The organism is Massilia putida, from assembly GCF_001941825.1.
Classification (GTDB): domain Bacteria; phylum Pseudomonadota; class Gammaproteobacteria; order Burkholderiales; family Burkholderiaceae_D; genus Telluria; species Telluria putida.
Genome location: NZ_CP019038.1, coordinates 6513776 through 6526924 on the forward strand (window position 1 = coordinate 6513776; position 13149 = coordinate 6526924).

The 13149-nt window shown below is 66.6% G+C and carries 7 protein-coding genes; 6 read left to right on the forward strand and 1 reads right to left on the reverse strand.

The features are described from left to right. The first annotated feature begins 34 nt into the window (after nt 1-34). The gene (locus BVG12_RS31275) at nt 35-1933 is read left to right on the forward strand and encodes an NPCBM/NEW2 domain-containing protein (protein ID WP_075795813.1); all 1899 of its coding nucleotides are present in this window, start codon (nt 35-37) and stop codon (nt 1931-1933) included. Here BVG12_RS31275 and BVG12_RS31280 read toward each other — a convergent pair whose 3' ends face one another. Beyond that, on the reverse strand, nt 1934-2830 hold the full coding sequence (locus tag BVG12_RS31280; protein WP_075795814.1) for an alpha/beta hydrolase: 897 nt from the start codon (nt 2828-2830) through the stop codon (nt 1934-1936). A 338-nt stretch (nt 2831-3168) separates the two neighbouring features. Here BVG12_RS31280 and BVG12_RS31285 point away from each other — a divergent pair, with 338 nt between their 5' ends. The 5 genes from BVG12_RS31285 to BVG12_RS31305 all read left to right on the forward strand — a co-directional run bounded on the left by BVG12_RS31285 (nt 3169) and on the right by BVG12_RS31305 (nt 13145). Next, complete coding sequence (locus tag BVG12_RS31285) at nt 3169-4371, forward strand: helix-turn-helix domain-containing protein (protein ID WP_075795815.1); 1203 nt, start codon at nt 3169-3171, stop codon at nt 4369-4371. 223 nt (nt 4372-4594) lie between these two features. Next, complete coding sequence (locus BVG12_RS31290) at nt 4595-7642, forward strand: TonB-dependent receptor (protein WP_075795816.1); 3048 nt, start codon at nt 4595-4597, stop codon at nt 7640-7642. 208 nt (nt 7643-7850) lie between these two features. After that, complete coding sequence (locus BVG12_RS31295) at nt 7851-9368, forward strand: tryptophan halogenase family protein (protein WP_075795817.1); 1518 nt, start codon at nt 7851-7853, stop codon at nt 9366-9368. Between the two features lie 112 nt (nt 9369-9480). After that, the gene (locus BVG12_RS31300) at nt 9481-11112 is read left to right on the forward strand and encodes an alpha-L-fucosidase (protein WP_075795818.1); all 1632 of its coding nucleotides are present in this window, start codon (nt 9481-9483) and stop codon (nt 11110-11112) included. A gap of 65 nt (nt 11113-11177) precedes the next feature. Then, nucleotides 11178-13145 carry a glycoside hydrolase family 97 protein gene (locus tag BVG12_RS31305; protein ID WP_229503765.1) on the forward strand — a complete coding sequence of 656 codons (1968 nt, stop codon included), beginning with the start codon at nt 11178-11180 and terminating at the stop codon, nt 13143-13145. The last annotated feature ends 4 nt before the right edge of the window (nt 13146-13149 follow it).

The following is a 13149-nucleotide window of genomic DNA, read 5'->3' on the forward strand; positions in this document are numbered from 1 at the left end:
TGCCGCACCTGTTCAAACCACACTGGAATTCCCGATGCAAAAGCCAAGGACTGTACGCCGGCTGCCACGCCTGGCATTGTTACCCCTGTTGTTCGCCACCGCCGCGGCGCACGCGGCGACCGATCCGCTTGCGCCGACGGCGCACTGGAGCGCGTACGCCGCCGGCCGCGCGGCGATGCCGCCGATGGGATGGAGCAGCTGGAACGCGTTCGGCACCGATATCGACGAAGCCAAGATACTCGGCGCCGCCCAGCGCATCGTCGACAGCGGACTGGCCGCCAAAGGCTACCGCTACATCAATATCGACGACGGCTGGGCGCTCCGCCGCCGGCAGCCGGACGGCCGGCTGGTCGCCCGCCCGGACCGCTTCCCGTCCACGGCCGCGGGCGGGTTCCGCCCGTTCACCGACAAGCTGCACGCGATGGGCCTGAAGGCCGGCATCTACTCGGACCTCGGCCGCAACACCTGCTCGCAGGCGTATGGCGGCGACGACCCCAACCTGCCGAAGGGCAGCGTGCTCGAGCGCGAAGTCGGCCTGTACGGCCACATCGACCAGGACATCGCCCTGTTCTTCCGCGACTGGGGCTTCGACTTCATCAAGGTCGACGGTTGCGGCCTGCGCGCGTATGGCGCGGACAGCCCGAAAGTCAAATCGGGCGACTATCGCGCGCTGAAGCCCGTGCTGGACCTGGAATCCGTCACCCGCTCCGACATCCCGGCCGTGCAGGCGGAATTCACGCAGATCAACGCGGCGCTGAAGCGCAACAATCCCGACGGCGACTTCCTGTTGTCCCTGTGCGTCTGGGGTGCCGCCGACGTGCGCGCCTGGGGCAAGGACTTCGGCAACATCTCGCGCACGAGCGACGACATCCGCCCGAACTGGCCCCGCCTGCTGAGCAACTACGACAGCGCGGCACGGCGCGAACTGTACGCCCATCCGGGCAGCTGGAACGATCCGGACATGCTGTTCATCGGCGCCGGCGACTTCGACGCGAACCACCTGGTCGAAGCGAAGTCGCACTTCGCGCTGTGGGCCATGCTGAACGCGCCCCTGATGACGGGCGCCGACCTGCGCACGACGCCGCAGGCGCTGATGGACATTTTCGGCAATGCCGACATCATCGCGCTCAACCAGGACCCGGCCGGCAACCAGGCCGTGCTCGCGTACGACGCCGACGACGTGCAAATCCTCGTCAAGACGCTGGCCTCGGGCGAGAAGGCGGTCGCCATCTTCAACCGCGGCCTCGCGCCGGTCGACGCCGACCTGACGGCGCAGCACCTCAAGTTCCGCAAGGACGCGACGGTAACGCTCACCGATCTCTGGTCGAAGGAGAATAGCGCGTTCACGAACGAGACCAAGGTGCGCGTCGCGCCGCGCGAGACGAAGATCTTCCGCGCCCAGGGCACGCGCGAGCTGGCGCAAGGCCTCTACCTGTCCGAACAGCCGGGCAGCGTGAATCCGGCCGTCGACGGCGTGACGAAGCCGCAGGCCGACCCGACGATCTTCCGCTCGTCGTTCGGCTGGACCGGTACCAAGGGCCAGGGCGAACGGCCCATGTATGCCGGCTGGGGCGGCGCGCGCGCCGACAGCACGCCGTACGGCCAGACGCTGCGGATCGCCGGGACGACGTACGCTTCGGGCATCGGCATCCTGGCCAATTCCCGGCTGGAGGTGCGCAACCACGATTACCGCCGCTTGAACACCCTCGTCGGCGTCGACGATTCCGCGCAGGACCGCACGCACGCGGTGACGTTCATGGTCTACGGCGACGGCAAGCTGCTGGCGAAGAGCCGAGCCCTGCGCTGGGGCCAGCCGGCGCAGGCATTGACGCTCGATGTGGCCGGCGTCAAGGTGATCGAACTGGTGGCGAAGAGCGCGGGGACGGCCAACGAGCAGTTGCCGGTCAGCTGGGGCAACGCCGCGCTGCAGTGATCACTGGATCAGCTTGCGGTCCCGCAGCCATTCCTCGGCGCGCTTCGGCCACAGCGAGATGTCGCCGTGGCCGGCGCCCATGCCGATGCCGTGGCCGCCGCGTTCGAAGAGATGCATCTCGGCCGGCACATGGGCGCGGGTGAGGGCCTGGAAGAACAGGATGCTGTTGTCGACCGGGACGGCGCCGTCGTCCTGGGCGTGGACCAGGAACGTGGGGGGCGTGCGCGGGCCGACGCGGGTCTCGAGCGACATCGCCTTCACCATCTCCGGCGCCGGGTTCGCGCCCAGCAGCGCGTAGCGCGAACCTTCGTGCGCGGCGGGCGGCAGCAACGTGATCACCGGGTAGACCAGCAGCGCAAAGTCGGGCCGCGCGCTGACGGCGTCCAGCGCCGCGCCCGTGCGTCCGGCCGGATCGTCGAACAGCGTGGCCGCGCTGGCCGCCAGGTGGCCGCCGGCCGAGCTGCCCATCACGCCCACGCGGTCCGGCGCGACGCCGTAGTCGGCCGCATGCGCGCGCACGGTGCGGACCGCGCGCAGGACGTCCTGCAGCGGCGCCGGATGGCCGTAATCCGCCAGCCGGTATTTGAGGACGAAGGCCGCGACGCCGAGGCTGGACAGCCACTGCGCGTACTGCCGGCCTTCATGGTCGACGGCCAGGAACTGGTAGCTGCCGCCGGGAGCGATGATCACGGCCGTCCGGGCCGGACGGTCGGTTGCGGCCGGGTAGTAGGTCAGCGTCGGCTGCGAGACATTGCTGATGAAGTCGCCGTTGAGCCTCTCCGGTCCGGGATCCGCCTTCGCGTTCGGCACGCCTTCCGGCCAGAGTGGAATCACGGCGGTCTGCGCCTGGGCGCCGGCGGCGACGCAGAAGAAGATTGTCAACAACAGTGTACGCATGGATGGACCTTGAAAAGAACGGGGGAGCCGGAATTCTGGGTACCGCCGGGCGCGCGGCGCAATGATGAAATTGGCGAAGCGCCGTCATGATTTTTCCCTGGGCCGTCCCGTGCCGCGATTTCATGTCGGCCGTTCGCGATTTTCGTAATTGCGGGGCCACGGCGATGTGCGGACAATGTGTCCCTTTGCACGCGGCCGGCGCCATGTCGAGCGATCGCCGGTGCGTTGTGTACCTACAACGCGGCGGCGAAAATGCGACCCGGCGTGGGTGGGCTGTTATGATGCCAGCGACGTCCCCATGAGAGGTGACGGCTGGAGACAATCACCCGCCATGCCATATGCAAGAGTTTTATAAGAAGGCGCTGTACGTATTCATCCTGATCGTCCTCGCGGACGCGCTGCTGGCGATTATGCTCGTCGACCGGAGCTATCTGTCGCAGCCGCTGCTGCCCGCGCAGCAGGGCGGCGACGAGCGGGCGGTCCGCTGGCGCTTCGGCTTTACGTCGTCGCCCTGGGACGCGCGGGCCATCCACGTCGACCAGTCGGCACGCGACCAGCTGCGTTTCGACCTGAACCTGCCGGCGGACGGCGCGGACCCGATCGTGTCCGCGGACCTGCTGGCGGTCGACGGCAAGGGCAAGCCTGCCTTGGCGGACCTGTCGAAATACGGCACCGTCTCGTTCGTCGCGAAATGCTCCCCCGCCAATTCCATGATGTTCATCGCGTCGATCTACGACGAGCACCTGTCGCAGCCCGGGAATTACCTTACCTATCCGCCGGCGCTGACCTATTTCTCGTGCAACGAGCAGGGCGTGCCGGTGTCGCTCGACCTGACGCGCCTGACGATTCCCCAGTGGTGGTTCGACACGGTGCACCGCGACCTGTCGCGCCAGGATTACGTGCTGGACCGCGTGGAGCGGCTCGTGTTCGGGGCGACGGGGCAGAGTCCCCGGGGCGTTCCGGCCCACGTCGAGATCAGCTGGATCACGCTGCACGGCCGCGATTACCGCTACCTCGCCTGGCTGACCGGCCTCGTCGTCGCGGGCTGGATCGCTTTCGGCGTATGGTTCTTCCGGGCCCATGCGCGCGCGCTGCTCGCGAGCGTGGATACGCAGCTCAAGAAGGACCTGCCGCTCGTCGCCTACCGCCAGCTGACGCTGGAGCCTTACCGCGACAAGGAAAAGGCCGCGGTCCTGAAATTCATCGCGACGAATTACACCAACACGGAACTGGACCTGGAAGGCGTCGTCGCCGCGACGGGGACGAACCGGACCAAGGTCAACGACGTGCTGAAATCGGAACTCGGCATGACGTTCACCAGTTACCTGAACAAGCTGCGCCTGACGGAAGCGGCGCGCCTCCTCACCGAGAAGACCGGCACGACCGTCGCGGAAATCGCTTTCTCGGTCGGGTATGCCAACGTCTCGTATTTCAACAAGCTGTTCAAGGAAGAGTACGGATGCACCCCGAAGGCCTTCCGCACGCTGGCGGCGCAGCAGGAACCGCCGCCCGATCCCCACCAGCAAACGGCCGCGCCGTAAGCGCCGCCGCCCCTCGCCACGTCCTCCGGCACGACCGCGCACGCGCGCGGGCCGTTGTGCGCGCCATACACATCGCATTTTTCATGTGCCCTGTTGGTGATTTTCGGAATTGTCCTGCCGGTTGCTGGCAATCACAATGATTTCACCGCCATCAAGGCGCGCATGCCGCCGTTCGGCATTCCGACAAAAACGGACGTCCAAAAAGACGCAGAGGAGAAAATCAGTGAAGCAGTTTCAGAGAACAGCCATCGCCACAGGCGCAGCCCAGTTCGTGCTGATGGCCAGCGGGGCCATGTTTGCGCACGGCGCGTATGCCGCAGACACCGCGAAGAAGGACGACACGAACACCGTGGTCGTCGTGGGCCAGCGCGCCGCGCTGGAATCGGCCGCCACCCGCAAGAGAACGGCGGACGAGATCATCGACTCCGTCGTCGCCGACGATATCGGCAAACTGCCGGACAAGTCGGTGACCGAAGTCCTGCAACGCATGCCGGGCGTGACCATCGACCGCGTGCTGGGCCGGGCAGACCCGCTGCAGGGCGTGGGCGAGGACAATCGCTTCGCCGCGGAAGGCAGCGGCGTGTCGATCCGCGGCCTGAGCTACGTGCGTTCGGAACTGAACGGACGCGACTCGTTCTCCGCGAACGGCGGACGTGCACTGAGCTTCGAGGACGTGCCGCCCGAACTGTTGGCGGGCATCGACGTGTACAAGAACCCGTCCGCCGAGCGGATCGAGGGCGCCATCGGCGGCCTGGTCGACCTGCGCACCGCGATGCCGTTCGACTTCAAGGGATTCAAGGGCGGGGCGACGATGGAAGCCTCGCGTTCGCAGCTGCGCGGGACCACCGCGCCGGCGTTTTCCGGCATGCTGTCGAACCGCTGGAACACCAGCCTGGGCCAGGTCGGCGCGTTGATCGACGTGTCGCGTTCGAAGATCGCCACGCGCAGCAACGGCATGGGTGTCGGCCACTATTTCCCGCGCACCGATGCCGTGGTGGGCGACACCAGCGGCCAGGAGCGCTGGGTTCCCCCGGGCGTCAACTGGAACACGGGCGACTTCGATCGCACCCGCGAGGGCCTCTATGGCGCGCTGCAGTGGAAAAAGGGCGACTGGGTCTCCGGTCTCACCTATTTCAGGTCGAAATACAAGCTGGCGACGGCGGAGAACCAGCAGTTCATGCAGGTGAATCCGCGTAACGTCATGGTCTCCGACGCCACGTTCGACAGCCACGGCGCACTGTTGACCGGCACGCTGACCGATCCCCAGGACAAGGGCCTGTTGATCGGCTCCAACGCGCGCAGCGTGGGCCGCGAATCCGCGACGACCGACGTCGCATGGAACACGCAGTGGAAGGCTTCGGACCAGTGGTCCTTCGGCCTGGATCTGCAGCACACCCGGTCGACCACGGAAGGCTGGGACAACCTGGTGGCGTTGAACGCCCTGATGGCGAAGCAGGTCGTGGACCTGAGGGGGGACATCCCGCAGGTCACCTTCGACGCCTCGGACCGGGCTTTCCTGTCGAACACGGCCAACTACAACTGGGACTCCACGCAGCAGCACAGGGACGTGGCCACCGCCACCCAGAACTCGCTGAAACTGGACGCCAAGTACACGTTCGATCATCCGGTTCTCCAGGACCTGCGTTTCGGTTTCCGCCAGACCGAGCGTGATTCGCTCACGCAGGCGAATACGCCAAATGACCAGTGGAGCGGACTCGGCGCCGCGTGGGCGGTCGGGTCAAGCTGGCAGCCGCTGAGCTCGATGATCTCCCTGGGCGATCCTCGCTTCAACAAATTCAACACCACGCAGTTGTTCAGTGGCTTCTTCAACGGCAAGGCATCGGTGCCGACGCTCGTGGTGCCGACGACGGAGTTGACGGGTGGCGGCTCGCCGCCGCCCGGCTTCGCCACGCTGCACGAATTCGTCAAAGTGGTCTGCAAACCCAGCCACCTGAGCGACGGTATCTGCAACTGGACGCCTGCTCCGTTCGGCGACCCCATCGCACGCAACAAGCAGGGCGAGCGCACGCAGGCCATCTACGGCCAGCTTCGTTTCGGCTTCGATAACCTGCGCTTCCCGGTGGACGGCAACGTGGGCGTGCGCGTCGTCCGCACGAAGGAAATGGCGGAGGGCTACACGCTGCTCACCGCCACGAAGCCGGAGGATGGCAGGGCTGGTGTTCCCGTCTTCGCCGGGATGTCGAACAAGCAGACATTCGATAACACCTATACGAATACCTTGCCGACGCTGAACCTGAGGATGAAGGCCAGCGACGGGCTGCAGTTCCGCTTCGCGGCGTCGCAGGGCATGTCGCGGCCCGATTTCTACAAGATGCAGGCCTATACGACGCTGGGCGTGACGCCGAAGTTCGACCCCGATCCGGCGGACCCGACCAAACAGGTGCTCAAATCGGTCGCCTTCACCGGTAACGCCAACGGCAACACGGCGCTCAAACCGACCAGGTCGAACAATCTCGACCTGACGGCAGAGTACTACTTCGGCAAGGGCAGCTCGCTCACACTGGCGTTGTTCAACAAGAAGCTCAAGGACATCGTCATCGACAAGACGACGCTCCTTCCGATCAACGACGTGACCGGCCAGTCGCACGACTTCCTGCTCACCGCGCCGGTCAACGGGGCACGCGGTCGCGTCAGCGGCCTGGAGCTCGGTTACCAGCAGTATTTCGACATGCTGCCTGGCCTGCTGTCCGGCTTCGGCGTATCGGCCAACTACACCTACATCAACAGCAAACTCGACATGGGCTTGCCGGGGAACCGTAAATGGTGCACGCCGAGCACGAACGAGACGACGATCGTCAGCGCGCTGGGCGGGTGCGACACCGACGGCCGCTACTTCAACGGCGACCTGCCCGTGATGGGCCTGTCGAAGAACGCGTACAACCTGGCGCTGCTGTACGACAAGGGACCGGTGTCGGCGCGTGTGGCGTACAGCTGGCGCTCGAGCGCGATGACGGCGATTCACACGTGGGGCACGTACGACTCCAGCGGCATCTCGATGAATCCGGACGACCCGAAATTCAATCAAGGCTACTCGGTGAACTACGTGCTGCCGGCGTGGAGCGGTGCCTACGGACAGGTTGACATGGGCGTCCAGTACAAGGCCACCGATAACCTGACCGTGAACTTCGACGTGTCGAACCTCACGGACCAGCTCTACAAGTCGTACAACCAGCAGGGCATCGGCATGAAGCTGAACGGCGTGTATTACACCGGACGGCGTTTCACGTTGTCGGCGCGCTACGCGTTCTAAGATGTCGTAAGGCGTTTGCTCCTGCGGTTCGCAGTCGGGACCGCAGGAGGCGTCGCTGCAACCCAGCCGCCTAGTTGGCGGCCTTTTCTTTTTGCCGGCGGCCTGGTGCGGATGGGTACACTTTCCGACCGTCCGTCCGTCCGTGACTGCACCTCTCGCCAGCCGGACTGGCCGCGGGGGTACTTGCGTTTCTGTACTGGAGAACACCATGTCCGACAAGGCCATCCGTAAAATCGTCATCGTGGGCGGCGGCACCGCCGGCTGGATGACCGCGGCGCCGCTGGCGCTCAAGCTGGGCGGGTCGTGCGAGATCGTCCTCGTCGAGTCGCCGGAGATCGGCACCGTCGGCGTGGGGGAGTCGACGCTGCCGACGATCCGTTACTACAACCACGCGCTCGGCATCGACGGGGCGGACTTCGTCCGGCGCACCAAGGCCACGTTCAAGCTGGGCATCGACTTCTGCGACTGGGGCCATCTCGGCAACCGGTTCTTTCACGGCTTCAGCGATTTTGGCCCGACGATCGAGAACCGCCCGGCCTTCATGTACTGGCTGCGGCTGGCGCGCGACAACCCGGCCATGCCGTCGTACGAAGAATGGTCGATCTCGACGGCGATGGCGCACGAGAACCGGTTCGTGCCGCCGTACGGCGACCAACCGGGCCCCACCACTGCCTACACCTATGGGTTCCAGTTCGACGCGGGCCTGTATGCGCTGTACCTGCGCGACTATGCGACGGCGCGCGGTGTGCAGCGCGTCGAGGGCACGGTCGGCAACGTCGAGCAGCATCCGGAAACGGGCTTCATCACGGCCCTGAACCTCAATGACGGCCGCCGCATCGAGGGCGACCTGTTCGTCGACTGCACGGGCTTCCGCGGCCTGCTGATCGAAGGCGTGTACAAGGCCGGCTACGAGGACTGGAGCGCCATGCTGCCCTGTGACAGCGCCCAGGCCGTGCCCAGCGCGCTGGCCGAGCGGCTCACGCCCTACACGCGGTCGACGGCGAAGAGCGCGGGGTGGCAGTGGCGCATCCCGCTGCAGCACCGCAACGGCAACGGCCACGTGTACTGCAATGCGTTCATGTCGGACGACGAGGCGGGGCGCGTGCTGCTCGACGGCCTGGACACCGAGCCGCTGGAACCGCCGCGCCAGCTGCGCTTTACGACGGGCCGGCGCCGCAAGTCGTGGGTCAAGAACTGCGTGGCGGTCGGCCTGTCGAGCGGCTTCCTCGAACCGCTCGAATCGACGAGCATCAACATCATCGAACTGGCGGTCGGCTGGCTGATCCAGTATTTCCCGGACCGCGACTGCAACCCGGAACTGGCCGACGAATTCAACCGCCTCGTCTCGCAACGCTACGAATTCGTGCGCGACTTCATCGTCCTGCACTACAAGCTGACGAACCGCACCGATTCCGAATTCTGGCGCTATTGCGCGCACATGAAGGTGCCCGACACGCTGCAGCACCAGATCGACCTGTTCCGCACCTCGGGCCGCATCACCATCTACGACCGTGAAGGGTTCCAGGCCGATTCGCACGCGTCGATCATGCTGGGCCACGGCATCCGCCCCGAGAGGACCGATCCGCTGATCGACCGCATGGACCTGGCGCGCCTGGCCGACCACTTCCGCAGGGTGCACGCGACGATCCGGCAGGTCGTCGGCGCGATGCCGACCCACGAGGCGCTCATCGGGCAGATCACTTCGGAGCCCATGCGAAAATCGTAATCGCCAATGGTGGATTTCATAATTGCGGGCCACGGGGCCGGCGGGCACTATCCCGTGGATAACCGCGAAGAGCCGCCCCGCAGCGGCCATCATCTACCTTGGAAAGATACCGATGAAACGACGTGAACTCCTGCAGCACATGGCGGCCGCCATCCCGGCGCTCGCCATCTCCCCCTATGCCGGCGCCGCCGGCGCCCGCGTTCCCATGGCGAGCGGCCCGTTCGAGCCGACCTGGCCCTCGCTGTCGAAATACGAGACCCCGGACTGGTTCCGCAACGCGAAGTTCGGCATCTGGGCGCACTGGGGCCCGCAGTGCGAGCCCGAACACGGCGACTGGTACGCGCGTGGCATGTACGAGGAGGGCAGTGATCACTATAACTATCACGTCGCCACGTACGGCCATCCGTCGACGTTCGGCTTCAAGGACGTGATCCGCCGCTGGCGCGCCGAGCGCTGGAACCCGGACGAACTCGTGGGCCTGTACAAGAACGCGGGCGCGAAATACTTCGTCGCGCTCGCGAACCACCACGACAACTTCGACCTCTACAAAAGCCGCTACCAGCCCGACTGGAACGCGACGAAACTGGGCCCGGGCAAGGACCTGGTCGGGGGCTGGCGCGATGCCGCGCGCAAGCTCGGCCTGCGCTTCGGCGTCTCCGTGCACGCGGCGCACGCGTGGTCGTGGTACGAGACGGCGCAGGGCGCCGACAAGACCGGCCCGCTGGCCGGCGTGCCGTACGACGGCCGCCTGAAGAAGTCCGACGGCCGTGGCCAGTGGTGGCGCGGGCTGGACCCGCAGGCGCTGTACGCGCAGAACCACCCGCTCAGCAAGGACGGCGGCAGCACCGACCAGCGCTGGGCCTGGGGCGGCGGCGAGTCCACGCCGGACAAGGCCTATGCGGACAAGCTGTACAACCGCACCGTCGACCTGATCGACAACTACGATCCCGACCTGGTCTATTACGACGACACGGTGCTGCCCCTCTATCCGGTCAGCGACATCGGCCCGCGCCTGGCCGCGCACATGTACAACCGCAGCGTCGCCAAGCACGGCAAGGTGGAAGCGGTCGTCAACGGCAAGATCCTCGACGACGTGCAGCGCCGGTCGATGGTGTGGGACATCGAGCGGGGCCAGAGCCCGCGCATCGAACCGCTGCCCTGGCAGACCTGCACCTGCATCGGCAGCTGGCATTACGACCGCCGCGTCTACGACAACAAGGGCTACAAGAGCGCGCAGACGGTCGTGCACACCTTGATCGACGTCGTCAGCAAGAACGGCAACCTGCTGCTGTCCGTGCCCGTGCGCGGCGACGGCACCATCGACGAGCAGGAACGCGCCATCGTCGAGGAGATCGGCCGCTGGATGGCCGTCAACGGCGCGGGCATCTACGACAGCCGCCCGTGGTCGACGTTCGGCGAAGGCCCTGTGATGGAGGCGGCCGCGGCGCCGCTGGCGGGCCCCGGTTTCAACGAGGGCAAGGGCAAACCGTTCTCCGCCGCCGACATCCGCTTCACCGCCGGCAAGGATGCCGTCTACGCGTTCGTGATGGGCTGGCCGGAAGACGGCACCGTCACCATCAAGTCGATGCGCGCCGGCGGCGAGCATCTCAAGCACGAGGTGTCGCGCGTCGAGCTCGTGGGCGCCGGCGCGGTCGCGTTCCGCCAGACCCCCGACGGCCTCCAGGTCACGCTGCCGCGCGAGCGGCCCGCACTTCCGTACGCAATCACTCTGAAAGTCGCTTAACCATGAAGCACGCACCACGACATCTGATCCCGAAGGTTTTCGCCATCGCCGCTGTCGCAGCCATCATGCCGGCACACGCCGCCTCGCCCTATACGGTCGTGTCGCCCGACCACCGCACCCGCATCGAACTGACCGCCGCCGATGGCAATCTGGCGTACACGGTCATCCGCGACGGCGTGACCGTCATCGCGCAATCGCCCCTCGGCCTGAGCACGACCCAGGGCGCGCTGGACGGCACCACCTTGCGTGTCACCGGTGTCGAGAACAAGACCGTCGACGAGACGTGGCGTCCCGTCGCCGGCAAGGCGGCCAGCGTGGCGGACCGCTACAGCCAGGTCGAGCTGCAACTGGCCGGCAAGGACAAGCCCATCAAGGTCAACCTCGTCGCCCGCGCCTACGACGACGGCGTCGCGTTCCGCTACGTGCTGCCGCGCCAGCCGATAGCGGGCGAACCCCGGGGCGATCTCGGCATCAACGGCGAGGCCACGCGCTTCGACTTCCCGGCCGCCTACCGCTGCTGGGGCTTCAATCCGGGCCGCTTCGACAGCTCGCACGAGGGCGAATTCGACCCGGTGCCGGCGTCCGCCATCCGTCCCCACCACACGTTCGACGCGCCCCTCGTGTGCAAGACCGGCAACAAGAAGACCACGTTCGCCATCGCGGAAGCGGACAAGCGCGGTTACGCCGGCGCGTACTACTCGGGCCGCGGCGACGGCGGCCTGGGCGTGGCCGTCGTGCTCGCGCCGCACTACGAAGGCGACGTGCAGGTGCAGGGCCCGGCCGTGCGCGCCAACCTGGCCGACGCGCCGCTCGCCACGCCGTGGCGCGTGGTGATGGTGGCCGACACGCCGGGTGGCCTGACGGCATCGAGCCTGATCGCGACGCTGGGCAGCCCGTCGACGATCGCGGATACGAGCTGGATCAAGCCGGGCAAGGCGTCGTGGGACTGGTGGAACGGCTGGGCCGTCGACATGCCGGGCGCCGGCATCAACACCGCGACGTACAAGGCCTACACGGATTTCGCGGCCAGCCTTGGCCTGCAGTATATCCTCATCGACGAGGGTTGGTACGAGGGCAGTTCGGAAAAGCCGCTGCCGTCCAATGCCTTGAAGCCGATCCGCGCGATGGACATGCTGGAAATCATCCGGCATGCGAAGGAGAAGGGCATCGGCGTGTGGGTCTGGCTGCAGTGGAAGCAGCTCGACCGCCAGATGGATGACGCCTTCGCGCTGTACGAATCGTGGGGCATCAAGGGCGTCAAGGTCGACTTCATGGACCGCACCGACCAGGACATGGTCGACTTCTACCACAAGATCCTGTCCAAGGCCGCCAAGCACCACCTGATGGTCGACCTGCACGGCGCCTACCCGCCGGACGGCCTCACGCGCACCTATCCGAACTACATGACGCAGGAAGGCGTGATGGGCGCGGAGTACAACAAGTGGAGCGCGCGCGTCACGGCCACGCACAACGTGACGCTGCCGTTCACGCGCATGATCCTGGGCCCGATCGACTACACGCCGGGCGGCTTCCGCTCGCTCGCGCCGAAAGACTTCATGGCGCAGCGGCGCAACGTGAAGCCGTTCGTGCAGACGACGCGCGGCCAGGCCGTCGCGATGTACGTCGTGTACGATTCGCCGTTCGGCATGGTGGCGGACAGCCCGGACGCCTACCGCAACGCGGACGGCACCTGGGCCGACGGCGCGAAGTTCATCGGCGCCGTGCCGACCACGTGGGACGAGACGCGCGTGCTGGACGGCGACATCGGCCAGTACATCGTGACGGCCCGCCGCAAGGGCGGCACCTGGTACATCGGCGCGATGACCAACGAGTCGGGACGCACGGTCGACGTGCCGCTGGACTTCCTGGCGCCGGGTGTCGCTTATTCGGCCGAGATCCTGGAAGACGGCAAGGATCGCAACCACCTGGCCGCGCGCGGCGCACGCGTGACGGGCAAGAGCCGCCTGAAGCTGACGCTCGCCCCGTCCGGCGGCGCCGTGGCCGTGCTGACGGCCGGCGCGGACAAGCACTGAGGAG